The following is a 25,190-nucleotide window of genomic DNA, read 5'->3' on the forward strand; positions in this document are numbered from 1 at the left end:
AGCGTGCTGCGCACCGCGGCGTCGCCGCTGGCGCCCGCCACGGCAGCGCCCGCGGGCATCGGCACGTCGTGCGGGCGCGATGGCGCCAGCGTGCGCAGGTAGCCCGTCACCCAGGCCGTGCGAATGCCCGTGCCCGCATAGCGCTTGAGGTGGGACAGCGTATCTTCGACCAGCACCGCCCGGTGCGGCGCCACCCGCTGCTGCACCAGCAGCCGGCGCAGCATGCGCCGGTCCGGCTTGGGCCGCAGGTGGCCATGCACCCACATGTCCTCTATGGCGACCACCCGCTCGAAACACCGTTGGATGCCAGCGACTTTCATCACCGCGCGCGCGTATTGCTCCGGCGCGTTGGTCACCAGGATCTTGCGCCCGGGCAGGCGGCGCAGGTGGCCGGCCAGGCCGCGCTGCACCCGCACCATCTCCGCCAGTTCGGGGAAATCATGCGCGGCGCGCAGGAAGTCGGCCGGGTCCACGTTGTGGTGGCGGATCATGCCGAGCAGCGTCGCACCGTAGCGCTGCCAGTACTTCACCCGGACCTCGCTGGCGGTGGCCTCGTCGCTGCCCAGCACGCGCGCGACATACGCCGTCATCAACTGGTTGATAGCGGGAAAGATCGCATGCGACGCGTCGTGCAGCGTGTTGTCGAGATCGAACAACCAGACCGTGCGGCCGGAATTGTCGCCCGCGGGGCGGCGTCGGCGCGCACCGCGCAGGCTGCGGCGCAAGGGCGGGGAAATAGATGGCACGCGGGAAAGAATGAAGGGTGGGGCGGCAGCGCGCGCAATGCGCGCAATGGACGCGCTGCCGGGAGATGCGTTCTAGTGCGAACGGATCATGGTACCGAACGCTTGTTCGGTCAGGATTTCAAGCAGCAGCGAGTGTTCGATGCGGCCATCGATGATGTGCACCGAATTCACGCCGCTCTTGGCCGCGTCCAGCGCCGACGAGATCTTGGGCAGCATGCCGCCGGAGATGGTGCCGTCCGCGAACAGTTCCTCGATCTCGCGCGCGGACAGGTCGGTCAGCAGGTTGCCGGCCTTGTCCATCACGCCCGGGATGTTGGTCATCATGACCAGCTTCTCGGCCTTGAGGATCTCGGCCATCTTGCCCGCCACCACATCGGCGTTGATGTTGTAGGCCTGGCCGTCGTCGGAAAAGCCGATCGGCGAGATCACCGGGATGAAGGCGTCGTCCTGCAGGGCCTTGACCACCGCCGGGTTGATGGCCTCGATATCGCCCACGAAGCCGATGTCGATGAAGGCGCCGGGACTCTCGCGGTCCGGCATCTTGAGGCGCTTGGCGCGGATCAGGCCGCCGTCCTTGCCGGTCAGGCCCACGGCCTGGCCGCCGTACTGGTTGATCAGCATGACGATGTCCTGCTGCACTTCGCCGCCCAGCACCCATTCGACCACTTCCATGGTCTCTTCATCGGTGACGCGCATGCCCTGGATAAAAGTGCCGACCTTGCCGACCTTCTTCAGGGCTTCGTCGATCTGCGGGCCACCGCCGTGAACCACGACCGGGTTCATGCCGACCAGCTTGAGCAGGATCACGTCGCGCGCGAAGCCGTGCTTGAGCTTGTCCTCGGTCATCGCGTTTCCGCCGTACTTGACCACAATGGTCTTGCCGTGAAACTTGCGGATATAGGGCAGCGCCTCGGCAAGGATTTCGGCCTTGAGGGCTGGGGCAATTGCGGCCACCGCGGTAGCGGCAGGCCCAGGGGTGTCGGCGTTCATGGCAAGGGACATCCGTGAGATTCAACAGGTATCATGGCAATTCTGACCGGCGGTGAACAACTGGTTACGGGGGTTTTTACCCCGATTAGGCCACCTCCGGCCGCGGCAGGCGCCGATTTTACAAGAAACCGCGGCGCACGCGTGCAGACGGTGGTGCAGCGGGGGTTCAAAACCGGTGCATGCGTACTGCGGCGCACCATGGCGTTCTATCCACGCAACAGTTGGCCAACAGTCGCATCACCACCGAATAGCGGCAACGCAATGAGCCTGCACCCCGACGATCTTAGCGCCCTGCGCCCCCATTTGCTGCGCTTCGCGCGCCTGCAGCTGCGTGACCAGGCACTGGCCGAGGATACCGTCTCCGACACCCTGGTGGCCGCGCTGGAGCACCCGGAGCGCTTTAGCGGCCAGTCCGCGCTGAAGACCTACCTGATCGGCATCCTCAAGCACAAGATCATCGATACGCTGCGCAGCGGCCGGCGCGAAGTGCGCCTGACGCTGGGCGGCGGCGAGGACGATGACGAGGCCCAGTCGGATATCGACGCCTTCGATGCCCTGTTCGCCAAGAATGGCCATTACCATACGCCGCCATCCGACTGGGGCAACCCGGACCGCGCCCTGGAGCGCCGTGAGTTCTTCGAGATCCTGCAACTGTGCGTGGACAAGCTGCCCGCCAAGATCGGCCGGATTTTCATGATGCGGGAATGGCTGGAGCTGGAAACCGAAGAAATCTGTCAGGAACTGGAGATCACGACGACTAATGCTTGGGTCATGCTGTACCGGGCCCGCATGCGCCTGCGCGAGTGCCTGGAGCTGAACTGGTTCGGGCAGAAGGCGTGAGCGCCAGAACCTTGGCCTGAAGCTGGCCCGACCTTGTAAGCAGGCAGCGACAGCCAGGCAAGCTGCCACGGCCCAAAACCGCCTCTCCAACCAAAGGAAGCCATGCCTGATACGCCACCCCGCCGCCGGCTGCTGCCAAACTGCCGGGAGATCCACCACCTGACCATGGAAGGCATGGACCGGCCGCTGAGCTGGATCGAGCGCGTGCGCATGCGCGGGCACATGGCGATTTGCGACGCCTGCACCAATTTTTCGGGCCAGATGCGGCTGATGCGCGCCGCCATGTCCCGGTTGGGCCAGGAAGACGAGCCACCCCGGGGCACGCCGTGAGCGATCCGGCCACGGTGCTGACGGGGCTACTGCGCCCGGTGGAGCATTGCAGCGCATGCGGCGCCGGCTTTGTGTGCGGCTATGCCGCCGGCCTGCCGCACTGCTGGTGCGCCACCCAGCCGCTGCTGCCCGCCCGCCAGATCGTGCCGGGCCAGCACTGCCTCTGTCCCGCCTGCCTGGCGCGCCGCCGCAAGGATGGCGGCAACGCGCAAGCCGAAGGCTGATCAGTTCGCCGCCTGCGCCGGCACCGTGCTGGCCGCGCCCGCCCCGGCGAAATGCATCACCACCACCCCCAGCACCACCAGCGCAGCGCCGGCCAGGCGCCCCGGCGTCACGGCGCGGGCCGCAAAGCCCGCCAGGCCAAACTGGTCCAGCAGCAGCGCGCCCACCATCTGCCCCGCCACCACCGCCGCGATAAAGCCGCCGGCGCCCAGGCGCGGGGCCAACACCAGCGCCACGGTAATGTAGAACACGCCCGCCACGCCGCCCGCCCACATCCAGGCCGGCCCGCCCGCCGCCAGCGAGGGCAGCGGGACCTTCAGCAGCCACGGCAGCGGCAGCACCACCGCCAGGCTGACCAGCAGCGAAACCACGGTGGCCCACAGCGGATGGCCCAGGCTGCGCCCGAGGGTGGCGTTGGCGCCGGCCTGCAAGGGAATCAGCGCCCCGGAAACAATGGCCACCAGGACGGGAACGAGGCCGGCGAGCGCCGGCGAAATGTTGTTGAGACCGGGCACTTAGGCATCTCCTGCAAAAAAATTTGATGCCTCAGTGTGAAATATTGCGCCGCGAATTACCAATTCTCGTTTCATAGCGTTAATATGCGCCGCATGAATGATCTCCGCGGTATCGACCTCAACCTGCTGGTGGTGCTGGAAGCCCTGCTGGCCGAACGACATATTTCACGCGCCGCGCTGCGCCTGCACCTCAGCCAGCCTGCGGTGAGCCATGCCCTGGGCCGCCTGCGCCAGTTGCTGGATGACCCGCTGCTGGTGCGCGGCCAGGGCGGCCTGGTGCCGAGCGCGCGCGCCCACGAACTGGCGGGCCCGCTGGCCGAGGCGCTGGCGCAGGTGCGCATCCTGCTGGGGCCGTCCGGCTTCCAGCCCGCCACGGCGCGCCGCAGCTTCCGCCTGGCCATGTCCGACTACGGCGCGATGGCGCTGCTGCCCGGGCTGCTGCGCGCGGTGCGCAAGATCGCCCCGGGCATCGACCTGGTGGTCAGCCAGGCCAGCCGCGAAGCCATGACCGCCAAGGTCGCCGATGGCGAGATCGACCTGGCGCTGGGCGTGTTCGGGCAGCCTCCGGAAGGCGTGCGCAGCACGGAGCTGTTCGAGGAAACCTATGCCTGCATGGTGGATGCGGCCACGGTGCGCGGCCTGGGCAAGCTTGACCAGGTGGCGTACCTGGCCCGCTCGCATGTGCTGGTGGCAGCCCACAGCGAGCGCGTGGATGCCATCGATGCCGCCGTGGCCAAGGTTGGCGGGCGGCGCAAGATTGCCTGCGTGCTGCCCCACTGGAGCGTGGCGCCAGCGCTGATCGCCGGCACCAACCTGGTCCTGACCACGGCGCGGCGCAGCCTGGCCGCGTTCGAGGAAGATCCGCGCTTCGCGGTGTTCGATCCGCCCTTCCCGCTGCCGGGCTTTGGCTTCAGCCTGATCTGGCACGACCGTACCGACGCCGATCCCGGCCATAGCTGGCTACGCGAGCGCGTGATCGCGGTGGCGGCCGGCGACGAGCCGGACGACGCGATCAGCCTGCGCAGCTAGGCAGCCTGGCTGCCTGCCTTTAGCGCTTCAGTGCTTGTGGTCGCCGTGCGCGCCGGCGACCGGCGCCGTGGCGGTGAGATCACGCACTTCGGCGTCGACCTTCTGCTCGATCACCTTGCCGCCCTGCTCGATCTTGAGCGTCAGCGGCACGGTGTCGCCCTTCTTCAGCGGCACCTTGAGGCCCATCAGCATCACGTGGTAGCCGCCCGGCTTGAGCTCGACGTCCTGCATGCGGGGCAGGTCGAGCGCGCCGATGGCGCGCATGCGCATCACGTTGCCATCCATCTTCATTTCATGCACTTCGGCCGTGGTTGCCGCTGGCGTGCTGACGCCGAGCAGCTTGGCGGGCTCGTGCGCATGCAGGGTCATGAAGACGCCGGTGGCGGTCTGCGCCGGCACGGTGCCGCGCGCCCAGGCGTTGCTGACGTCGACCTGGGCGAAAGCCGCGTTCGAGCACAGCGCGGCGAGCAGGGCGGCGGGCACCGCGGCGAGGAATCTGGCTTGCATCTGGACTAGCTCCACTGAGATTCAAAAGACTGCACGAAAAGAAACATTAAACCATGACGACCCTGCTGGCGTGAGCCGGGCAGCGCAATTCGGGTAGCCGGCCGGGCCGCTAACCTGCAGCGAACCGTTCAGTCTGGCAGCGCCGCTGGCGCCAACCAATGCGGCACGGTGTCGCACGCGACGGGCCGGGCCCCGGTCGTTGTTAAACTCGCGGCATGGATACCATCGCAGCCGTGCCGCCAGACACGGTCCCCTCGCGCCCCGGCTCCGCCACGAGCATCGCCCCGGTCCGCCACAACCTGATGAGCCTGCGCCGCCTGTTCTGGCTGCGCTGGGCGCTGATGGGCGGGCAGTCGGTGCTGCTGGTGTCGTGCGAGTCCGTGGCCGGCGTGATCCTGCCGTACAGCCCGCTGCTGGCGATCCTCTCGCTGCAGGCGGTGTTCAACCTGCTGACCGGCCTGCGCCTGCGCATGCACGCCAGCCGCGGCAGCATGCCGAGCGACGCCGAGCTGATGGGCCAGCTGATGGTCGACCTGACGGCGCTGTCGGCCAACCTGTTCTTCACCGGCGGCGCGACCAACCCCTTTGTCTCGTTCTACCTGCCGGGCCTGGCGATTGCCGCCGCCATCCTGCCGTGGCGCAATGTGATCGCGCTCGCCGTCTACGCGATGGCCTGCTACAGCCTGATGCTGATCGAGTACGTGCCGCTGAACCTGCACAACCCGGACAATGCCATCAACTATCACCTGGCCGGCATGTGGCTCAACTTTGTCGCCAGCGCAACCATGATCGCGGTATTTGTGGCGCGCCTGTCCGGGGTGCTGCGCCAGCGCGACGCGGAGCTCAACCTGGCGCGCGAACAGTTGCTGCGCGACGCGCGCATTGAAGCGCTGAACGACCAGGCCGCCGCGGTCGCCCATGAGATCGGCACGCCGCTGGCCACGCTGGCGGTCATCGCGGGCGAGCTGCGCGCCGATGCCGCGGACCCGCGCCTGGCGGCCACGCAAGTGTCCGCCTACCTGCCGGACCTGCAGACCATGGAGCAGCAGCTCGAGCTGTGCAAATCGATCCTGGCCCGCCTGCGCGACGACCACGAGACCGCGGCGGCGCAGCGCATCGATGCCTGGCTGGACGCTTATGTGGAGCGCTGGCAATTGCGCCACCCCCATGCCCGGCTGGAAGCCAATGCCATCGGCGAAGCCGCCGCCCTGCCGGTGGAAGCCGCGCGCGTGGGGCAGATCCTGACGATCCTGCTGGACAACGCCGCGCGCAGCCAGCTGGCCGCGGGGCACGAACAGATTCCGCTGCGCCTGGCCATCGCGCTGGAGGACAACGGCGCGCTGCCGACGCTGACGTTTCGCGTCACCGACCGCGGCCTGGGCATCCCCAAGTCTCAGCGCGCGCGCCTGGGCGAAGCACCGATGACCAGCATGCATGGCGGCCAGGGCATCGGCGTGTACCTGGCACAAAGCGCAGCCCTGCAGATGGGCGGCCGGCTGGCCTGGCACGACCACCACGAGGGCGGCACCGTGGCCGAGCTGCGCCTGCCCGCGCCCTCCCCGGCAGCCTTGCCGGCCGCTCCACCGTTTGCCTCACCCCTGACAACGACAACGAGCCCGCATGACCGACGCCCACCATGATCCCGCCGCCGACGGCGCACAGCCCGGCGCCAGCGATGCCGCTCCATTCCTGGTCGTCGACGACGATGCCGTGTTCGCCGGCGCCCTGGCGCGCGCGCTGACGCGCCGCGGCTATGCGGTGCAGGTCGCGCACAACCGCCAGCAGGCGCTTGCGCTCGCCGCGCAAACGCCGTTTGCCTACATCACGCTGGACCTGCACCTGAGCGCGCCCCCGGAAGCGGGCAGCACCGCGCCGGCCGAGTCAGGCCTGCAACTGGTCGCGCCGCTGCGCGCGGCATTGCCGGACGCGCGCATCCTGGTGCTGACAGGCTATGCGAGCATCGCCACCGCGGTGGCCGCGGTCAAGCATGGTGCCGATGAGTACCTGGCCAAGCCGGCCAATGTGGATTCGATCCTGACGGCGCTGATGGCCGGGGTATCGGAAGACGCGGCAGAAGCCGCCATGGAAGAGCCGGTGCCGCTATCGGTGGCACGGCTGGAGTGGGAACACATCCAGCGGGTGCTGTCAGAGCACGAAGGCAATATCTCGGCTACCGCGCGCGCGCTCAATATGCATCGGCGCACGCTGCAGCGCAAACTGGGCAAGCGGCCGGTATCGCGGTAGATGGTCCGTGCCTGAGAAACGCTCAGGCGCACCTTCAGAGGCGCAGTTGCACGTAGTCCCAGTCCAGATCGTTCTCCCGGCCGAGGGCTTGCTCGGCAACGCGCAGGGCGTCACTGGCATGGCGATCGGCGCGCGAGCCAAGATCGCCGGCCTGCACGGCCAGCTCCACCGCGGCTTGCGGCGTGGTGCTGGTCGACACGGCGGGCTTCGCCACAACGGGCGCGCTCGCCTGGCGAAGTACGGGCGCGGCCTCCGGGCGCACGCAGAGAAAGACGGTTGCCGCGGCAAGGCCACACAGCACGCCGAACGAGGACAGTAGCTCGCGTTTCATTTCGGTTCTCCTGCCTGGTTGGTGGTTGAGGGTGCGGGTTCGGAAAGCGGGTGCTAACCGGCCGGCTACGAGCTTTCGATCGTGCCGGCCGCCACTTTGGCATTGCATCGCAACACGTACCAGCGTGCTTACGAATGCTTACCTGTCTTACTCTTCTCTTTACCAGCGTGTCTTAGCCGGTGCTTTACCAGCGGGAATCCCGCTCCCACGCCTTCATTTCCTCTTCCACGCGCTCCTTGGTGTAGCCGTAGCGCTCCTGGATCCGGCCGGCAAGCTGGTCGCGCTTGCCCTGGATCCGGGTAAGGTCATCGTCCGTGAGCTTGCCCCACTTTTCCTTGACCTTACCCTTGGCCTGCTCCCACTTTCCTTCGATCTGATCCCAGTTCATGGGCGTTTCCCCTATCGTGGATGGGTGACGTGCTGAGTCGTGCTGAGTCGTGCTAAGTCAACGTGCTAAGTCAACGTGCTGACTCAACGTATCGAGTCTGCGTACGAAGGCAAGTTACTTGGCGTACTTGGTCTTCACGTCGGCCTGGCACTTGCTCTTGGCATCGCCGGACATGGCATCGCACTTTTCCTTGTCAGCCTTGTAGGCGGCGTCCACGGTGTCCTTCTTGGCATCGGCACGCGCTTCGGCTACGTCGGTGCTGGTGCCGGTAGCGGCAGCCTTCTCGACCTTGGCCGAACCCAGGGCTTGCTCATGGGCAACCTTGGCTTCCTTCACGCACACGTCCTTGTCATTGCCCTTCCTGTCGTCGCACTTTTCCTTGGCCACGCTGTAGTCGGCATCGGCCTTGACCTTGTCCGCCTTGGCGCGCGCCTTGGCCGTGCCATCGCGGGTCGCTTCGGCGTTGGCCTTGGCCACGTCCTCGTCGCGCTTGGCTTCCTTCACGCAAACGTCCTTGGCATTGGCCTTGAGGCTGTCACACTGGGCGCGGGCGGCCTTGTAGTTGGCGTTAGCGGTCTTCACGGCCGCGTCGTAGTCAGCCTTGGAACCTGCGGGTGCGGCATGCGCCAGCGTGAAGGCGGCGGGACCGGCAAACATCATCGAACACACTGCTGCGCTCAGCCATTTCTTCATCATGTCGTGCTCCTTTTTCAGTGGCGGAATACTGTGGAGGGCGGTCTCGCTGTTGGGCTCCTGCCCGGTGCGATCCGCGTTTGCCCACACCGTAGGTACAGAGTACGCATGGGCACCTCCTACAATCAGGCGTCACGCTCCGAAAGCCGCGTAAGACAATTCCGACATGATTTGCGGGGCACACCACGCCGTGGCCCTGCGGCCCTGCGCCGCAGGGCCAGCGACGGCCTTCGGCGCTAGACTGGCGCGCTTCCCAGGAGAATCGACATGACCGCATCCCGCCTGCTGCCCGCAATGACCATCGCGCTGGCCTCGCTTGGCGCAAGCTGGACCCCCGCCGCGTTCGCCCACATCGTGTTCGAGCAGAAGACCGCGACAGCCGGCAGCTACGTCAAAGGCGCGCTGATGGTGGGCCATGGCTGCAACGGCAGCGCTACCCGCGCCATCACCGTGACCATCCCGGAAGGCGTGCAAGGCGCCCATCCGCAGCCCAAGGCGGGCTGGCAACTGGAAGTGAAACGCGCGCCACTGGCCAAGCCCTATGCCTCGCACGGCAAGACCGTGAGCGAGGACGTGCGCACGCTGCGCTGGTTTGCCGGCTCGCTGGCCGACGCGCATTTCGATGAATTCGTGATGCTGATGAAGCTGCCGGAGCAGGCCGGCAAGCTGTATTTCCCGGTGGTGCAGGAGTGCGAGGACGGCCGTGCCGAGTGGACGCAGATCCCCGCCGATGGCCAGAGCCTGCGCGAGCTGAAGACGCCGGCGGCGGAGCTGGAACTCACCGCGCCGATGCCAGCGGGGCATGTGCACGCGCACTGAGCGGGCACATGGCAAAACGACAAAGGGCGCACCGAAGTGCGCCCTTTGTCGTTGGATGCCGCCTGACAGACCTATGGCGGGCTAAGGCTTACACGCTTACAGCACGTAGCGCGACAGGTCTTCGTTGCCGGCGAGGTCGCCCAGGCGTTCGTCAACGTAAGCCGCGTCGATGATGACCCTCTCGCCCGATGACTTGGTGGCGTGGAAGGACAGGTCCTCGAGCAGCCGCTCCATCACCGTGTACAAGCGGCGCGCGCCGATGTTCTCGACCTTCTCGTTGACCGAGAAAGCGATCTCGGCCAGCCGGCGGATGCCGTCCGGCGCGAACACCAGCTCGACCTGCTCGGTGCTCAGCAACGCCTGGTACTGCTTGGTCAGGCTGGCATCGGTCTGGGTCAGGATGGCTTCGAAGTCGGAGACCGACAGCGATTCCAGCTCGACCCGAATCGGGAAGCGGCCCTGCAGCTCCGGGATCAGGTCGCTGGGCTTGGACAGGTGGAACGCACCCGAGGCAATGAACAGGATGTGGTCGGTCTTGATCATGCCGTATTTGGTGTTGACCGTGGTGCCCTCGACCAGCGGCAGCAGATCGCGCTGCACGCCCTGGCGCGACACTTCGCCGCCGCCCAGTTCGCTGCGGCTGGCGATCTTGTCGATCTCGTCCAGGAACACGATGCCGTTCTGCTCGACGTTGGCCACTGCCTTGTGCTTGACCTCCTCGTCATTGAGCAGCTTGGCGGCTTCCTCGTCGATCAGCAGCTTGAAGGCTTCGTGCACCTTCATCTTGCGGCGCGCCTTCTTGCCCTGGCCCAGGCCCGCAAACATTGTGCGGATCTGCTCGGTCATGTCTTCCATGCCCGGGGGACCCATGATGTCCATGTTCGGCGAGCCGGCGGCAACCTCGAGCTCGATTTCCTTGTCGTCGAGCTGGCCTTCGCGCAACTTCTTGCGGAACACCTGGCGCGTGTTGGAATCCTTTTCCTCGGGCTGGTTGAAGCCGATATCGCGCGGCGGCGGCAGCAGCACGTCGAGCAGGCGGTCCTCTGCGGCTTCCTCGGCCTTGGTGCGCACCTTCTTCATCTCGGACTCGCGCGCCTGCTTGACCGCCATCTCGGCAAGGTCGCGCACGATGGTGTCCACATCGCGGCCGACGTAGCCCACCTCGGTGAACTTGGTGGCCTCGATCTTGATGAACGGCGCATCGGCCAGCTTGGCCAGGCGGCGCGCGATCTCGGTCTTGCCGACACCGGTCGGCCCGATCATCAGGATGTTCTTGGGCGTGATTTCCTGGCGCAGGGGTTCTTCCACCTGCTGGCGGCGCCAGCGATTGCGCAGCGCAACCGCTACCGCTTTCTTGGCCTTGTTCTGGCCGATGATGTGCTTGTCGAGTTCGGAAACAATTTCCGACGGGGTCATGGTATGCGACATGGTATCCGTTCAGAGGAAGACGACGGACCGGAGCGGTGCGGCATCCGGGCCCAGGCAGCCGCGCGTCAGGCTTTTGCGCGGCCGGCCGACGCTCATTCCAGCGTCTCGATGACGAAATTGGTGTTGGTGTAGATGCAGAGCTCGCCGGCAATGCCCAGCGACTTCTCGACGATGTCCTTGGGCGAAAGCTCGGTGTTCTCCACCAGCGCCTTGGCGGCCGACTGGGCATAAGCGCCGCCCGAGCCGATCGCGGCCACGCCGCCTTCGGGGTCGAGCACATCGCCGTTGCCGGTGATCACCAGCGTGGTGTCGCGGTCGGCGGTGATCAGCATGGCCTCGAGCCGGCGCAGCGCGCGGTCCGAGCGCCAGTCCTTGGCGAGGTCGACGGCGGCGCGGGTCAGGTTGCCCTGGTACTTCTCCAGCTTGGCCTCGAAGCGGTCGAGCAGCGAGAAGGCATCAGCGGTGCTGCCGGCGAAGCCAACCAGTACCTTGCCGTTATAGATGCGGCGCACCTTGCGGGCGGTGCCCTTCATCACAATATTGCCGAGTGTGACCTGGCCGTCACCGCCGACTGCAACCTGGTTGCCGCGCCGGACGCTGACGATGGTAGTGCCGTGATACTGTTCCATGATGGCTTCGCAAGAATATGTCAGGGAGGTAGGTGGCGACGGGTGCGGTGAATTCAAGGGCCACCGTAAGCGGCCCACCGTGCGCATCCCTGCCGGACCGAAGGCAATCAAACCAATATAGACGAGGTGGCTGCCGCCGCGCGCGGGCACCCCCCCTCAAAAAACAAAAAGGCCACGCATTGCGCGTGGCCTTTTCGCCATCCGCGGGCGGGCGCCCGCGGACGAGCCGTTCTTTTGCGTCCGGTCAGTCGGCGTACACGCCGGCCTTCTTGATCACCGGGGTCCACTTGCCGATTTCCCCGGCCAGGAAGACCTTCAGCGATTCCGGCGTGGCGCGCTGCGCGGGCACGGCTTCGGCGCCCAGCTCAGCCATCTTGGCGCGGAAGTTCGGATCCGTCACTGCCTTTTGCAGCGCTGCCGAGAGCTTGTCCACCACCGGCTTGGGCGTGCCCTTGGGCGCGTACATGGCGTGCCAGATCTTCACTTCGACACCCGGCAGGCCTTGCTCGGCGGCCGTCGGGATGTCCTTGAAGGCTTCCACGCGGCGGTTCTGCATGGCCGCATAGGGCTTGAGAGACCCCGCCTTGAGCTGGCCGGCGATATTGGTGGTCTGGTCGCACATCAGGTTGACCTGGCCGCCCAGGATATCGGTCAGCGCCGGCGCCGTGCCCTTGTAGGGCACCGTGGTCAGCTCGGTCTGGATGGCGCTCTGGAACAGCAGGCCGCACAGGTGCGAGGCCGAGCCGATGCCGGCGTTGGCCAGCGACAGCTTGGCGGCATTGGCCTTGATATAGGGGACCAGGTCCTTGAAGTTGGCGGGCGGCAGGTTCTTGTTGCCAACCATCACCATCGGCACGTCGGCGATCTCGCCCACGGTCTCGAAGTCCTTGAGCGGGTCGAAGCCGAGGTTGCGGTACAGGGCCGGCGCCGTCGACATGCCGATATGGTGGATCAGGATGGTGTAGCCGTCGCCCTTGGACTGCGCGACCTTCTTGGCGCCGATGGTGCCACCAGCGCCGCCCAGGTTCTCGATCACCATCGTGGTACCCAGGTGCTTGGACATGATCATGACCAGCTCGCGCGAGACCTTGTCGGTCGGGCCGCCTGCGGCAAACGGCACCACCACCGATACCGGCTTGCTGCCTGGGAATTCCTGTGCCTGCGCGCCCGCATGCACTCCCATTACGCCGACCGTCAGCGCGGCAGCCACAAACTGTGCAACTCGTTTCATGCTATCTCCTGGATACCCTTCTATTCCCGTCCCGACACTGCCCCGGCCGGAGTGGCGCGCCCTGTCGGGCGCTGCCATTCCTGCGCTGCCGGCCCGATCCGGGCGGCAGCGCCGACCATGACGCGGGCACAGCGCATACGGCCGCCGCGGCTTGGGCCGCGCGATCGGAGCGCAATGCTATCAATGTCGAAAAGTGGCAAATATCCGGAATAACCCGCTAAGACATTTCTTCGCAAAAATCACGCCAAATGTATCGAACTCGCCGCAGCCTGCGGGAATCGGGAGGCAACAGGACAGCAACAAGGCAACAACAGGAGACCAGCAGAAGATCAGCAGAAGAAGTCGAGCATTTCCTCCTGCAGTACCTCGGGCGCCTCCTCCGGGATGTAATGCCCGCAAGGCACCGCGCGGCCGCTGACCTCGCTCGCCACCTCCTGCCACAGCGACAGCGGCTCGAAACAGCGGGCCACCACGCCGTGCTCTCCCCACAGCACGCGTAGCGGGCAATCCAGCCTGCGGCCATCGGCGCGGTCCGCGCGGTCATGGTCCAGGTCGATGGTGGCCGCCGCGCGGTAGTCCTCGCACATCGCGTGCACGTGGGCCGGATCGCGCATGGCGGCGGTATATGCGGCCATCGCGTCGGGGGCGAACGGGCTCAGCCCGGCGTGGCGCAGGCCCATCAGCCTGTTGAGGTAGAACTCGGGTTCCGCATTGATCAGCGTTTCCGGGAACGGCGCCGGCTGGATCAGGAAGAACCAGTGCCAGTAGGCGGCGGCAAACGCCATGCTGGTGCGCTCGTACATGGCCAGCGTGGGCGCAATGTCCAGCAGCATGGCACGCGTGACCCGGCCCGGATGGTCCGCGATCAGCCTGTGCGCCACGCGCGCGCCACGGTCGTGGGCGCATAGCGCGAAGCGGTCGAAACCCAGCTGCGCCATCACCGCCACCTGGTCCTGCGCCATTGCGCGCTTGCTGTAGTTCTCGTGGCCGGCGCTGCCCGGCGGCGCGCTGCTGCCGCCGTAGCCGCGCAGGTCGGTGGCGATCACGGTAAAGCGGTCGGCCAGCGCCGGCGCCACCTTGTGCCAGATCAGGTGGCTCTGCGGATGGCCGTGCAGCAATAACAAGGGCGGCCCGGAGCCGCCGCGCACGCCGGCGATCCCCACGTCGCCGATGTGCAGGCGAAAGGACTCGAAATTGGGGAACAGCAGGGCGCTGGCGTCGTTCTGCATGGGGTGTCTCCTCGCGTCTCGGGGGCCTGCTGGCGATGATAGACGCAAAGCGGGAGCGCGACGGGACGCACGCCGCGCACGGCAGCCAGGGCAACGAGTTGACGCAACTGAATTGCATCACCTGGGGCGCTATGGTTAAATCGGTCCATGAGCAGCAGCCCCTCCCCCACCCAGGCCATGCCTGCATCCGCCATGTCCCCCGCGCCGGCTACCCTGGACGCCGCCCACGAACGCCTGCGCGAACTGGGCGCCCGTGTGACCCAGCCGCGCCTTGGCATCCTGGCCTGCCTGATGGAAAGCCATGAACCGCTGACCCACCAAGCCGTGATCGACCGCATGCCGGCCGATGGCGAAGCAATCGACCGCGTGACCGTGTACCGCGTGCTCGACTGGCTGGTCGAGCAAGGGTTGGCCCAGAAACGGGCCGGCCACGACCGCGTCTTCCGCTTCAGCCTGGTCGAGCACGAGGCAGCGCGCGCCCAGGTGCACCGGCAGCACAGCCACTTCCATTGCAATCGCTGCGACCGCACTTTCTGCCTGGACGGCGTCAGCGCGCCGGCGCAAGCCGCGCCCAAGGTGCCAAGCGGCTTCGCCGTGGAGCATGTGGAGCTGACCGTAAACGGCGTTTGCGCCGAATGCGGCGCACGCACCCATGGCAAGCACGGCTGAGCGACGGCCCCGCCCGCGCGCTACATGAACGAACAAGTTATCCAAACACCACTTACCCCGCGTACGACAGGCCAAAGCGGTATCCCTTCCCGGAGAAAACAATGTCCAAACTGATCCCGGTCACGATCCTGACCGGCTTCCTCGGCAGCGGCAAGACCACCCTGCTCAAGCGCATCCTGAGCGAGCAGCACGGCATGAAGATCGCCGTGATCGAAAACGAGTTCGGCGAAGAGAACATCGACAACGAGATCCTGGTGCAGGATGGCCGCGAGCAGATCGTGCAGATGAGCAACGGCTGCATCTGCTGCACCATCCGCGGCGACCTGGTGGCGGCGCTGTCGCAGCTGATGACCCGGCGCGACGCCGGCGAGATCGATTTCGACCGCGTCGTGATCGAAACCACCGGCGTGGCCAACCCCGGCCCCGTGGCCCAGACCTTCTTCATGGACGACGAGATCGCCCAGCGCTACCTGCTGGACGCCGTGATCACCCTGGTGGACGCCAAGCACGCCAACCGGCAGCTCGACAAGCAGGAAGAAGCGCAGCGCCAGGTTGGCTTTGCCGACGCCATCTTCATCACCAAGGCGGACCTGGTGCCGGAGGGCGGGATCAAAGACCTGCGCCACCGCCTGCTGCACATGAACCCGCGCGCGCCCGTGCGCACGGCGCATTTCGGCGAAGCGCCGATAGACACAATCTTTGACCTTCGGGGCTTCAACCTGAACGAAAAGCTGGAAATCGACCCGGATTTCCTGCGTGCCGAGGCCGAGGAGCACGATCACGACCACGCGCACGAACACGCCCATGGCGACCATTGCGAGGATGACTGCGGCCATGACCGGCACGATCACGGCCATGGTCACAAGCACGACCACCACCATCACCACCACCACACCGACCGCATCGGCTCGTTCGTCTTCCGCAGCGAAAAACCCTTCAATTACGCCAAACTGGAGGAATTCCTGTCCGGCATCCTGTCGGTCTACGGGGAACACCTGCTGCGTTACAAAGGCGTACTCTATATGGACGCGGTGGACCGGAAAGTGGTCTTCCAGGGTGTGCATCAGTTGATGGGCAGCGATATCGGCGCCAAATGGGGCGATGAAACCCCCGGCACCAAGATGGTCTTCATTGGCGTGGACCTGCCCAAGGACGCCATCCTGAAGGGCCTCGCCACCTGCCTGGCCTGAAGCCGACGGGCAGCGCCGCCCACCCTGCCACCCCCCTCGTCGGAGGGGGGCTGGGATATCAGGGAAAACTCCCCGCTTTTCTCCCATATCTCCAAATTTTTTGTTCAAGTACAATAGGCTGGATTTAGTGCGGGTAACGTAGCCTTTTGTCCTTTGGCGACGGCGCCCGCAATGCAGGACGGCGGTCGTCGTCAGCATGAGGCGGGCTGCCGGCAGGTGCGGTCGCAGTGCTTCATGCGGAGACCGCCCTCCGCTTGGGGCACCCGTCACGCGCCGTCATCGATCGACGCGAGAGAGAGGTGTCCCATGGTAGCCGCAACGAAAACGAAAGAAAGCCGCAGCAAAAGCAGCAGCGCTGCGGCCGAGACGCTGAAGGCACAGTCCATGGAGGCTGCGCCTGCTCCCCGCGGCAGTACGGCGCACGCCGGTGCGGGCGAGGCCAAGGGAGGCACGCACAGCAGCAAGTCTGCAGCCAGCCAGAGCGAAACCTCCGCGCCGCGCAAGCGGCCGGACACTGCACCCGAGCGGACCAAGACGCCGCCGGTCGCACCAACAAGAGAATCAGCAGCAACCATGAGCAGCAATAAACTTCTGACTGAAGCTGAAATCCTGAAGATGGGCGACAAGGATTACATGAACGAAGCGCAACTCGGCTTCTTCAAACATCGCCTTGAGCAGCTGCGCGACGATATCCTGAAAAACGCCGACCAGACCACCGAGCACCTGCGCGAAACGGTCATCGTGCCGGATCCCGCCGACCGCGCCACCATCGAGGAAGAGCACGCGCTGGAACTGCGCACGCGCGACCGCGAGCGCAAGCTGCTCAAGAAGGTCGAGCAATCGCTGGCCCGCATCGAGTCCGGCGACTACGGCTGGTGCGAGGAAACCGGCGAGCCGATCGGCGTGCCGCGCCTGCTGGCCCGCCCCACCGCCACGCTGTCGCTGGAAGCCCAGCAACGCCGCGAACTGCGCCAGAAGCTGTTCGGCGACTGATTCCGCGACTGCCCGGGGCCGTCGCCCCGCGCGCCAGACGGCCCGGTTCTCCGGGCCGTTTTGTTTGAGCGGCACGCCCCGCCAGGCATCGCGTCCTTTCGTCTTTCGCCTTTGTGGTGTCACAGGCACGGGCCTATCATTAGGAACGGCTGGATTCGTGCGGCCATCGCGCTCCCCGAATTACCGGCTTTCCCCCCTGCTTTCTGATACAGTCGCAACTTTGTTGCAATAACACGCGCCCAACCCCGGCGCGCCTCGATGCCATGGCCGATCGCCTGCCCGTCACCGTGCTGTCCGGATTCCTCGGTGCCGGCAAGACAACCCTGCTCAATCATGTCCTGGCCAACCGCGAAGGCAAGCGGGTGGCTGTGATCGTCAACGACCTGGCGGACGTCAATATCGACGCCCGCCTGCTTGGCGACGGCATGCTGGCGCAGGCTGGCGAGCGCCTGATCGAGCTGACCAATGGCTGCATCTGCTGCACGCTGCGCGAGGACCTGCTGACCGAGATCGGCAAGCTGGCGCGCGAGGGCCGCTTCGATTACCTGCTGGTCGAGTCGACCGGGGTCGCCGAGCCGCTGCCCATCGCGGAGACCTTCACCTTCGAGGATGAGCAAGGCGTGGCGCTGGACGCCATCGCCCGCCTGGACACCATGGTGACGGTGGTCGATGCCGCGCACTTCCTGCAAGACTTCAACGAAGCCGACTTCCTCCAGCACCGCGGCCAGGCGCGCGACGAGGACGACGACCGCACGGTGGTCGACCTGCTGATCGAGCAGGTCGAGTTCTGCGACGTGATCGTGCTCAACAAGCTCGACCTCGTCAGCGAGGCCGAGCGCGAGCGCCTGAGCGGCATCCTGCATTCGCTCAACCCGCGCGCGGCCATCGTGCCGGCCAGCTTTGGCAAGGTTGCGCTGGAGAGCATTCTCGACACCGGCCGTTTCGACTTCGACGCCGCCGCAGCCGCCCCGGGCTGGCTGGCCGAACTGCGCGGCGAGCATGTGCCGGAGAGCGAGGCCTACGGCATCGGCAGCTTCGTCTACCGCCGCCGCCGCCCCTTCCATCCGCAGCGCTTTGCCGACCTGATCCACACCGAGTGGCTGCGCGAGCATGGCAACGTGCTGCGCTCCAAGGGCTTCTTCTGGCTGGCCACGCGCATGCACGCGGCCGGCACCTGGGGCCAGGCCGGCGGCGTGTGCCGCCACGGCGGCGCCGGCGCCTGGTGGGCCGCGCTGGATTCGTCCGAATGGCCGCACGACGAGGCCGGCCGCGCCGAGCTCGAAGCCGATATGACGGTGGACGGCAAACCCGCTCCCTTTGGCGACCGGCGCCAGGAACTGGTGCTGATCGGCCAGGACCTTGACCGCCCCGCGCTCGAAGCGCTGCTGGACGCCTGCCTGCTGACCGACGCGGAAATGGCTGCCGGCCCGGATGCCTGGGCGCAGTACGCCGACCCGTTCCCGAGCTGGGACGACGGCCTGGACGACCACGACCACGAGCACGGCGACGACTGCGGTTGCGATGACCACGACCACGGCGGGCATGGCCACTGACGCCGTCGTGCCCTGGCAACACCTGCAGCGCAGCCGCGCCCGCGGCCTCGGCCTGTGGCCGGCGCTCTGGCTGGCGCTATGCCTGGTACTGGCCCAGCACGCCGGGCTCACGCACCGCATCCACCACGGCGGGCTGCTCAGCCCGGCGCTGCAGGCTGCCGCCAGTACCGCCAATGACGCCAATGACGCCAACGACGCCAATGACGGCGAGCCCGCCCTCACGGCTTTCGGCGCCGACCCCGACCTTCCCCTCTCGCTCAAGCTGGCGGGACATTTCTGCGTCTTGTTCGATGGCGCCACCGTGGCTGCCAGCCATTGCGGCACGCCAGTCATGCCGGCGCTCACGCACCTGCAATCGCCGGTTCCGTTCAGCGTAGGCTGGCGCCGGCCCGACCTGCAGCATCCCCAGCCTTTCCGCTCGCGCGCCCCACCGGCCGTTCACGCTCTCGCCTGAAGCCCGGGCCGCGGCCGCCAAGTCGCCGCCCGCCGCCTGTCGCATCGCGCCACGCTCCCGAACACCCCTGCCCGCCGCCATCCCGCGCATTTTGCGCCAGGCGGCGCGCTGCCGGCGTTCGGCCACTGGCGCCATGCGCTCGATAGCATCCAAGAACAATGCGAGCCATGTCTTTCCGTTTCCAACAAGAAAAAAACCTGCGGCGCACGCCGCTTGCCGCCATTGCGGCCCTGATCGCTTCCGCCTCCGTTTCCACCGGCGCCTTCGCGCAAAGCAACCCGGCGGCCCCGGCCGCAGCCAGCGCGTCCACCCCTGGCACCCCGGCCACACCCGCGGCCACCCTGCGCGAGGTGGTCATCACCGCCAACCCGCTGGGCAGCGAGCTCACCGACCTGGTGGCGCCAGTCTCCACCCTCAGCGGCGATGCCCTTGCCGTGCGCCAGGGCAGCACGCTGGGCGACACCCTGGACAAGCTGCCGGGCGTGTCCTCCAGCTACTTCGGCCCGAATGCCAGCCGCCCGATCATCCGCGGCCTGGACGGCGACCGCATCAAGGTGCTGCAGAACGGCGGCACCACCGTCGACGCCTCCACCTTGTCCAACGACCACGCCGTGCCGATCGATCCGCTGGTGGCCGAGCGCATTGAAGTGGTGCGCGGCCCGGCCGCGCTGATGTACGGCGGCAACGCCATCGGCGGCGTGGTCAACGTCATCGACAACCGCATCCCGAAGGAGCCGTTCCGGGGCGTCGGCGGCGCGGTGGACGCCAGCGCCACAGCCGGCGGCGACAGCGCGCGCAACGCCAGCGGCCTGCTCGAGGCCGGCAATGGCCAGATCGCCATCCACGCCGACGCCTTCGCCCGCAAGACCAGCAACCTGCGCATCCCCGGCTACGCGCGCAGCGCCAGCCTGCGCAACAGCCAGCCGCTGCCGGAAGGCGAAAGCGAGGCCTACGGCCGCCTGCCCAACAGCAACGCGCAGCAGTCGGGCGGCTCGCTGGGCGGCGCCTACACCTGGGCCGACGGCTTCGTCGGCGCCAACTACAGCGAATACCACAACGAATACGGCACCCCCGCCGAAGACACCGTGCGGCTGCAGATGCGCCAGCAGCGCTTCGCGCTCGAAGGCGAGGCGCGCAACCTGGCCGGCAACACCGGCGGCTTCATCGAGTCGGTCAAGGGCAAGTTCAGCTATACCGACTACGAACACAAGGAGATCGACTCCGGCCAGACCGGCACCATCTTCAAGAACAACGGCTGGGACGCACGCTTCGAGGCCAAGCACGCGCGCATCGGCAACATGACGGGCGTGATCGGCACCCAGTTCGGCTCGACCCGCTTCTCGGCGCTTGGCGAGGAAGCCTTCGTGCCGAGCACCGACACCGACAACGCGGCCCTGTTCATCTTCGAGGAAATGCCGCTGACCGCCAGCGGCGACCTCAAGCTCAACCTGGGCGGGCGCATGGACCACACCAGCGTGAAGGCGCAGGCCAACGGCAACGACCGCTTCTCCGACGCCAGCCGCAGCTTCAACGCCGGCAGCGCCTCGGCCGGCCTGCTCTACAAGCTGGCGCCGGCCTGGTCGCTGACCACCAACCTGGCCTACACGGAGCGCGCCCCGACCTTCTACGAGCTGTACGCCAATGGCCCCCACGTGGCTACCGGCTCGTGGGAGCAGGGCGACCCCAACGCCAACAAGGAACGCGCCACCTCGCTGGACCTGGGCGTGCGCTTCAAGTCAGGCCCGCATAGCGCCGGCCTGTCGGGCTACTACAGCCGCTTCGCGAACTACCTGGCGCTCACCAACACCGGCACCGCGCGCGACGCGGAAGGCGATTTTGTCACGCCCGGCAGCGCCGGCGCACTGCCGGTGATGCAATACATGGGCGTGCCCGCCACCCTGTACGGCTTCGAGGCCGAAGGCAAGGCACGTGTGTGGCAGAAGCTGCTGACCGGCAGCGACACGGTGGATCTGGAGGCCCGCGCGGACTACGTGCGCGGCGAGAACCGCAACACCGGCCAACCGCTGCCGCGCCTGTCCCCGCTGCGCCTGGGCGGCGCGGTGGTGTACGGCGCCGGCCCGTGGGGCGCGCGCGCGGATGTGACCTACGCCGCCCGCCAGACGCGCGTGCCGTCCAACGACACGCCCACCGATGCGTACACCTTGCTTGGCGTGTCCGTCACGTACAAGTTCAAGATTGCGGGCACCCAGACGCTGGTCTACCTGCGCGGCGACAACCTGACCAACCAGGACGCCCGCAGCGCCACCTCGATCCTGCGCGACATCGCGCCGCTGGCAGGGCGCAGCGTCAAGCTGGGCGTGCGCACGACGTTCTAAGCAGCACCGCAAAGGCGGGCCCTGCCCGCCACGCGTGGTAACAAACTGGTACCGGTGCCGGCATGATGGCGCACGGGGGATAGAATCCGCATGGTGCGCGCGCGGCACACGGCCGCGCGCCCCTGGATCTTCCCGAGCCCGCCCATGTCCGGTACCGAACCCGCAAACGCTTCAGCGGGGGCAGCCGCCGCTGCCGCTGCCCCCGCCTTCACCCGCCCGCGCTGGCTGCGCGACCTGCTGCGCTTCCTGCCGCTCAAGAGCCAGTTCGTGCTGTCGGGCAACGTACGCGACCTGCAGGCCTGCGAGGTGGCGCCTGGCGTCATCGCGCCGCAGTCCTTCGCGTTGGCCATGCACGGCGCGCAAGCCCTTCTTCAACAGCATCCCGTGGGTGGTCGACAAGGAAAGCGACCTGTCCGACTGGCTGCTGGTGGGCAACCCGCGCCTGCGCCATATCCCGGTGGCCAAGCCCGATCACCACGCCCGCCGCGCGCTGGCGCCGGCGCTGCTGCGCGGCCTGGCTGGCGCGCAGGACGCCGATGCGCAGGCCACCCAGCAGGCGCAGCAGGCTTTCGTCGATGACACCGAGGGCATGCTGCTGCTCGATCTGAACGCCATCGCGCAGCTGGCGCGGGTAGAAGGCGTGCCGCTGTCCCAGGTGGCCGACGCAGTGCGCCGCTACAAGGTGGGCGTAACCGAGGACCCCTGGCTGAAGATCGATCGCAACCGCATCCGCGGCGCGAGCGAATTCATTAGCCGCCGGGTCAAGGGCCAGGGCCACGCGGCCACGCACATGCTCGATATCGTCAAGCGCGCCATGACCGGCGTGGGCGGCGGGCGGCGCGGCGGACGGCCGCGCGGCGTGGCCTTCCTGGCCGGGCCCACCGGCGTGGGCAAGACCGAGCTGGCCAAGACCATCACCAGCCTGCTGTTCGGCGACGAGAGCGCCTACATCCGCTTTGACATGTCCGAGTTCAGCGCCGAGCACGCCGACCAGCGCCTTATGGCGTGGAACTCGGTGGCGCCGGCGACAGCGCGCGGCTGCAAGTGCGCGCCGTGGCCTTCTCCGAGGCACGCGACACCAGCCGCGACCGCAATATCGAGACCATCTGGTGTGGCGAATTCACGCGTTTGCAGGCACTGGCGGCGCAGCGTGGCGCAGGCATCGAGATCGAGCGCGCGCTGCCGGTAGGCGCCGCGCCATTGCGGGTCGCGACGCTGGAGAACGAGCCCGCGACGGCTGCGCCGCTGCAGCGCACGCTGCCACGCGCGTAGCTCCCCATCAGGGAATGCCGTTGCGGCCGTGGCGCACGAAACCCTCCCGGCCGCCAAGCCGCTCGAAATAGGCGGCTACCGCGGGATAGTCCGGATGCGCCAGCGGCGTGGCGTACCAGCGGTTCACCGACAGGCCGATCGGGATATCCGCCAGCGTGAAGCGATCGCCAGCCACATAGCCACCGGTACCTGACAGTTGCCGCTCCAGGATGCCGATATGCCGAGACCAGTTGCCGATGGACGCAGCGAGCGCCGCGGCATCCTGATGCAAAGGCGATTGCCTGACCAGCGCCATGAACGCGTAGCGCCACGCGTTGTTCAGCTCCGTCGCCTGCCAGTCCATCCATTGGTCCACCCGCGCACGCGCTTGCGGGCCAGCCGGGTAGATGGCTTCGCCACCGTAGCGCGACGCAAGGTAGCGGATGATGGTGTTCGACTCCCAAAGCACGAAGCCGTCGTCGTCGAGCACCGGCACCATCGCGTTCGGATTCAGCGCGAGGAATTCCGCCGTATCGGTGGCGCGGTAGCCGGAGCCCCAGTCCTCGCGCACGAACGGCAAGCCGAGTTCGTCGCAGCACCAGAGCACCTTGCGGACGTTGATGGAGGAGGCCTTTCCAAGGATCTTCAGCATGGGCGGGGAGGCGCGCGTGGCGCAAAGAGAATGGCTTCCAATATAAAGCCGGGCTGTCAGGCCGCACAGGCACAGTTGCGCCGGTTTGCGGCCTGACAGTTGACAGTTGACAGTCGGAAGTTTGTGCCGCGCGGCAGGGCAAACACCCCGCAAAACCGCACGCCCGCTGTGCACGGCCGCCTCGCCCCGGTGCATCCGGCGCTGCGGGTCTGCCCGCCTTGACATGGATGTCTGCATCTCCTGACAATGCCTGCACCGCATCTTGCCTACCGGGGACCCATCGATGACGATCATCCGCCGCGCCCTTGGCGCCGCAGCACTTGCCACAAGCTTAGCCTGCGCCGCACTCTCCCCGACCGCCGTGGCCGCCGGCCTCACCATCGGCATGTCCGGGGACATCACCTCGCTGGACCCGCACTATCACAACGTCACGCCCAACGCGAACGTGGCCGAGCATATGTTCGAGGCCCTGATCGCCAAGGACGAGAAGATGCGCTTCAAGCCCGCGCTGGCGCTCTCGTGGAAGCCGGTCGACGACACCACCTGGGAAATCAAGCTGCGCCCCGGCGTGAAGTTCCACGACGGCAGCGAGTTCACCTCGGCGGACGTGGTCTATTCGCTGAACCGCCCCGCCACGGTCAAGAACAGCCCGTCGCCGTACACCATCTACACCAAGGGCTTCAAGGACATCACCGCGGTCGACAAGCTGACCGTGCGCATCACCACCAACGGCCCTTACCCGCTGGTGCCCAATGACCTCTCCACCATCTACATGCTGTCGAAGAAGGTCGCGGAGAACGCCAGCGGCGACGATTTCAACAGCGGCCGCGCCATGGTCGGCACCGGCCCGTACAAGTTCGTCAGCTTCCGCAAGGGCGACCGCATCGAGCTGACCCGCAACGACGGCTACTGGGGCAACAAGCCCGAGTGGGACACCGTGTCGCTGCGCATCCTCACCAACGACGCGCCGCGCGTGGCGGCGCTGCTCGCCGGCGACGTGCAGGTCATCGAGAACGTGCCCACCTCGGATATCCGCAAGCTCTCAAGCGATCCCGCCGTGAGCGTGTTCAAGGTACCGACCTTCCGCATGATGTACCTGCACCTGGACACCAACCGCGACGTCACGCCTTTCGTCACCGACAAGGCCGGCAAGCCGCTCGCCAAGAATCCGCTCAAGGACCCACGCGTGCGCGCCGCCATCTCGCACGCCATCTCGCGCCAGGCCATCGTCGAGCGCGTGATGGAAGGCGCCGCCGAGCCCACCGGGCAGCTCGTCAACTCCACGCTGTTCGGCCATGTGCCGGGCCTCAAGCCCGACACCTTCGACGCCGCCGGCGCCAAGAAGCTGCTGGCCGACGCCGGCTACCCCGACGGCTTCGCGCTCACGCTGCACGCGCCCAACAACCGCTACGTCAACGACGAACAAGTCGCACAGGCGATTGCCTCCATGCTCGCGCGCATCGGCATCCAGACCCGGGTCGAAGCGATGCCGTCCGCCACCTTCTTCACGCGCGCCAACAAGCTGGAGTTCTCCTTCATGCTGGCCGGCTGGGGCGCGGACACGGGCGAGGCCGGCTCGTCGCTGAAGTCGCTCCTGGCAACCTACGATCCGGCCAAGGGCTGGGGCTCATCCAATCGCGGCCGCTACAGCAATCCTGCGCTGGATGCCAAGCTGGCCACGGCGCTGACCACGATCGACGATCGCGCGCGCGAGAAACTGCTGCAGGAAGCGACCGAGATCGGGATCAAGGATTACGGCGTGATCCCGCTGTATTACCAGATCAACGTGTGGGCGGCGAAGAAGGGGTACAAGGTGGTGCCGCGCCAGGACGAGAGGACTTATGCGTTTGCGATCACCAAGTAGTCATCTGGATCTATCGAATGCCGCTGCAGCCATGCAGCGGCATTTAGCGGGGCGCCA

The 25,190-nt window shown here is 67.0% G+C and carries 28 protein-coding genes; 15 read left to right on the top strand and 13 right to left on the bottom strand.

Annotated elements, in window-relative coordinates; genetic code table 11:
* The coding region (locus ACGLHR_RS27550; RefSeq protein WP_400097420.1) for a pyrimidine 5'-nucleotidase at nt 1-746 on the bottom strand (746 nt) is incomplete at its 3' end.
* 72 nt (nt 747-818) lie between these two features.
* Nucleotides 819-1,748, bottom strand: coding sequence for an acetylglutamate kinase (gene argB, locus ACGLHR_RS27555; protein WP_400097422.1), 930 nt, complete (start codon nt 1,746-1,748; stop codon nt 819-821).
* 249 nt (nt 1,749-1,997) lie between these two features.
* On the opposite strand from argB, the gene ACGLHR_RS27560 reads away from it, so the two are divergent.
* From ACGLHR_RS27560 to ACGLHR_RS27570, 3 genes are all read left to right on the top strand, one after another.
* A complete protein-coding gene (locus ACGLHR_RS27560) occupies nt 1,998-2,576 on the top strand; it encodes a sigma-70 family RNA polymerase sigma factor (protein WP_400097424.1) in 579 nt (192 codons plus the stop codon).
* Nucleotides 2,577-2,678: 102 nt separating this feature from the next.
* Nucleotides 2,679-2,906 carry a zf-HC2 domain-containing protein gene (locus ACGLHR_RS27565; protein WP_400097426.1) on the top strand — a complete coding sequence of 76 codons (228 nt, stop codon included), beginning with the start codon at nt 2,679-2,681 and terminating at the stop codon, nt 2,904-2,906.
* Nucleotides 2,903-3,130, top strand: a complete 228-nt coding sequence (locus ACGLHR_RS27570; protein WP_400097428.1) for a cysteine-rich CWC family protein — start codon at nt 2,903-2,905, stop codon at nt 3,128-3,130. The genes ACGLHR_RS27565 and ACGLHR_RS27570 overlap by 4 nt, the downstream gene beginning before the upstream one ends.
* On the opposite strand, the gene ACGLHR_RS27575 is transcribed toward ACGLHR_RS27570, so the two are convergent.
* Nucleotides 3,131-3,643, bottom strand: coding sequence for a DMT family transporter (locus ACGLHR_RS27575; RefSeq protein ID WP_400097430.1), 513 nt, complete (start codon nt 3,641-3,643; stop codon nt 3,131-3,133).
* Between the two features lie 93 nt (nt 3,644-3,736).
* On the opposite strand from ACGLHR_RS27575, the gene ACGLHR_RS27580 reads away from it, so the two are divergent.
* Entirely contained in the window at nt 3,737-4,672 is a 936-nt protein-coding gene (locus tag ACGLHR_RS27580; protein ID WP_318237226.1) for a LysR family transcriptional regulator, read from the top strand.
* 27 nt (nt 4,673-4,699) lie between these two features.
* On the opposite strand, the gene ACGLHR_RS27585 is transcribed toward ACGLHR_RS27580, so the two are convergent.
* Nucleotides 4,700-5,179: a copper chaperone PCu(A)C gene (locus ACGLHR_RS27585; RefSeq protein ID WP_400097432.1), complete on the bottom strand. Its 480-nt coding sequence runs from the start codon at nt 5,177-5,179 to the stop codon at nt 4,700-4,702.
* A gap of 215 nt (nt 5,180-5,394) precedes the next feature.
* On the opposite strand from ACGLHR_RS27585, the gene ACGLHR_RS27590 reads away from it, so the two are divergent.
* Both ACGLHR_RS27590 and ACGLHR_RS27595 read left to right on the top strand, forming a co-directional pair.
* Nucleotides 5,395-6,819 (top strand): ATP-binding protein, encoded by a 1,425-nt coding sequence (locus tag ACGLHR_RS27590; protein WP_400097434.1) that lies wholly within the window; start codon nt 5,395-5,397, stop codon nt 6,817-6,819.
* Nucleotides 6,800-7,423 (top strand): response regulator transcription factor, encoded by a 624-nt coding sequence (locus ACGLHR_RS27595; RefSeq protein WP_400097436.1) that lies wholly within the window; start codon nt 6,800-6,802, stop codon nt 7,421-7,423. Before ACGLHR_RS27590 ends, ACGLHR_RS27595 begins: the two co-directional genes overlap by 20 nt.
* Before the next feature lie 34 nt (nt 7,424-7,457).
* On the opposite strand, the gene ACGLHR_RS27600 is transcribed toward ACGLHR_RS27595, so the two are convergent.
* The 3 genes from ACGLHR_RS27600 to ACGLHR_RS27610 all read right to left on the bottom strand — a co-directional run bounded on the left by ACGLHR_RS27600 (nt 7,458) and on the right by ACGLHR_RS27610 (nt 8,838).
* Nucleotides 7,458-7,754: a hypothetical protein gene (locus ACGLHR_RS27600; protein WP_400097438.1), complete on the bottom strand. Its 297-nt coding sequence runs from the start codon at nt 7,752-7,754 to the stop codon at nt 7,458-7,460.
* A 184-nt stretch (nt 7,755-7,938) separates the two neighbouring features.
* Entirely contained in the window at nt 7,939-8,142 is a 204-nt protein-coding gene (locus tag ACGLHR_RS27605; protein ID WP_400097440.1) for a CsbD family protein, read from the bottom strand.
* Between the two features lie 114 nt (nt 8,143-8,256).
* Nucleotides 8,257-8,838 (bottom strand): hypothetical protein, encoded by a 582-nt coding sequence (locus ACGLHR_RS27610; protein WP_318237221.1) that lies wholly within the window; start codon nt 8,836-8,838, stop codon nt 8,257-8,259.
* A 264-nt stretch (nt 8,839-9,102) separates the two neighbouring features.
* Between ACGLHR_RS27610 and ACGLHR_RS27615 the strand changes: the two genes are divergently transcribed.
* A complete protein-coding gene (locus ACGLHR_RS27615; protein ID WP_400097442.1) occupies nt 9,103-9,654 on the top strand; it encodes a YcnI family protein in 552 nt (183 codons plus the stop codon).
* A 96-nt stretch (nt 9,655-9,750) separates the two neighbouring features.
* Here the strand turns inward: ACGLHR_RS27615 and hslU are convergent, their stop codons facing one another.
* The 4 genes from hslU to ACGLHR_RS27635 form a co-directional block, all read right to left on the bottom strand.
* A complete protein-coding gene (gene hslU, locus ACGLHR_RS27620; protein WP_267605217.1) occupies nt 9,751-11,082 on the bottom strand; it encodes an ATP-dependent protease ATPase subunit HslU in 1,332 nt (443 codons plus the stop codon).
* A gap of 92 nt (nt 11,083-11,174) precedes the next feature.
* Entirely contained in the window at nt 11,175-11,711 is a 537-nt protein-coding gene (gene hslV / locus ACGLHR_RS27625; RefSeq protein ID WP_006162714.1) for an ATP-dependent protease subunit HslV, read from the bottom strand.
* 244 nt (nt 11,712-11,955) lie between these two features.
* Nucleotides 11,956-12,942 (bottom strand): tripartite tricarboxylate transporter substrate-binding protein, encoded by a 987-nt coding sequence (locus ACGLHR_RS27630; protein WP_267605216.1) that lies wholly within the window; start codon nt 12,940-12,942, stop codon nt 11,956-11,958.
* Nucleotides 12,943-13,271: 329 nt separating this feature from the next.
* Nucleotides 13,272-14,171: an alpha/beta fold hydrolase gene (locus ACGLHR_RS27635; protein WP_400097444.1), complete on the bottom strand. Its 900-nt coding sequence runs from the start codon at nt 14,169-14,171 to the stop codon at nt 13,272-13,274.
* Nucleotides 14,172-14,318: 147 nt separating this feature from the next.
* Between ACGLHR_RS27635 and ACGLHR_RS27640 the strand changes: the two genes are divergently transcribed.
* The 6 genes from ACGLHR_RS27640 (at nt 14,319) to ACGLHR_RS27665 (ending at nt 21,366) form a co-directional block, all read left to right on the top strand.
* Nucleotides 14,319-14,840 (top strand): Fur family transcriptional regulator, encoded by a 522-nt coding sequence (locus tag ACGLHR_RS27640; RefSeq protein WP_267605214.1) that lies wholly within the window; start codon nt 14,319-14,321, stop codon nt 14,838-14,840.
* 101 nt (nt 14,841-14,941) lie between these two features.
* The gene (locus ACGLHR_RS27645; RefSeq protein ID WP_400097446.1) at nt 14,942-16,030 is read left to right on the top strand and encodes a CobW family GTP-binding protein; all 1,089 of its coding nucleotides are present in this window, start codon (nt 14,942-14,944) and stop codon (nt 16,028-16,030) included.
* A gap of 573 nt (nt 16,031-16,603) precedes the next feature.
* Entirely contained in the window at nt 16,604-17,023 is a 420-nt protein-coding gene (gene dksA / locus ACGLHR_RS27650) for an RNA polymerase-binding protein DksA (RefSeq protein WP_006164034.1), read from the top strand.
* 263 nt (nt 17,024-17,286) lie between these two features.
* On the top strand, nt 17,287-18,576 hold the full coding sequence (zigA, locus tag ACGLHR_RS27655) for a zinc metallochaperone GTPase ZigA (protein ID WP_400097449.1): 1,290 nt from the start codon (nt 17,287-17,289) through the stop codon (nt 18,574-18,576).
* A complete protein-coding gene (locus tag ACGLHR_RS27660) occupies nt 18,545-19,030 on the top strand; it encodes a hypothetical protein (RefSeq protein WP_400097451.1) in 486 nt (161 codons plus the stop codon). Before zigA ends, ACGLHR_RS27660 begins: the two co-directional genes overlap by 32 nt.
* Before the next feature lie 167 nt (nt 19,031-19,197).
* The gene (locus ACGLHR_RS27665) at nt 19,198-21,366 is read left to right on the top strand and encodes a TonB-dependent receptor (protein ID WP_400097453.1); all 2,169 of its coding nucleotides are present in this window, start codon (nt 19,198-19,200) and stop codon (nt 21,364-21,366) included.
* A 171-nt stretch (nt 21,367-21,537) separates the two neighbouring features.
* On the opposite strand, the gene ACGLHR_RS27670 is transcribed toward ACGLHR_RS27665, so the two are convergent.
* A complete protein-coding gene (locus tag ACGLHR_RS27670; protein WP_400097455.1) occupies nt 21,538-21,765 on the bottom strand; it encodes a hypothetical protein in 228 nt (75 codons plus the stop codon).
* On the opposite strand from ACGLHR_RS27670, the gene ACGLHR_RS27675 reads away from it, so the two are divergent.
* Nucleotides 21,755-22,555 (top strand): AAA family ATPase, encoded by an 801-nt coding sequence (locus tag ACGLHR_RS27675; protein WP_400097456.1) that lies wholly within the window; start codon nt 21,755-21,757, stop codon nt 22,553-22,555. The genes ACGLHR_RS27670 and ACGLHR_RS27675 overlap by 11 nt on opposite strands.
* 90 nt (nt 22,556-22,645) lie before the next feature.
* Here ACGLHR_RS27675 and ACGLHR_RS27680 read toward each other — a convergent pair whose 3' ends face one another.
* Entirely contained in the window at nt 22,646-23,269 is a 624-nt protein-coding gene (locus tag ACGLHR_RS27680) for a glutathione S-transferase (RefSeq protein ID WP_318237214.1), read from the bottom strand.
* Between the two features lie 283 nt (nt 23,270-23,552).
* Here ACGLHR_RS27680 and ACGLHR_RS27685 point away from each other — a divergent pair, with 283 nt between their 5' ends.
* On the top strand, nt 23,553-25,133 hold the full coding sequence (locus tag ACGLHR_RS27685; RefSeq protein ID WP_400097459.1) for an ABC transporter substrate-binding protein: 1,581 nt from the start codon (nt 23,553-23,555) through the stop codon (nt 25,131-25,133).
* The last annotated feature ends 57 nt before the right edge of the window (nt 25,134-25,190 follow it).

Origin of the sequence: Cupriavidus sp. CuC1, from assembly GCF_044627735.1 — a bacterium.
Classification (GTDB): Bacteria; Pseudomonadota; Gammaproteobacteria; order Burkholderiales; family Burkholderiaceae; genus Cupriavidus; species Cupriavidus ulmosensis.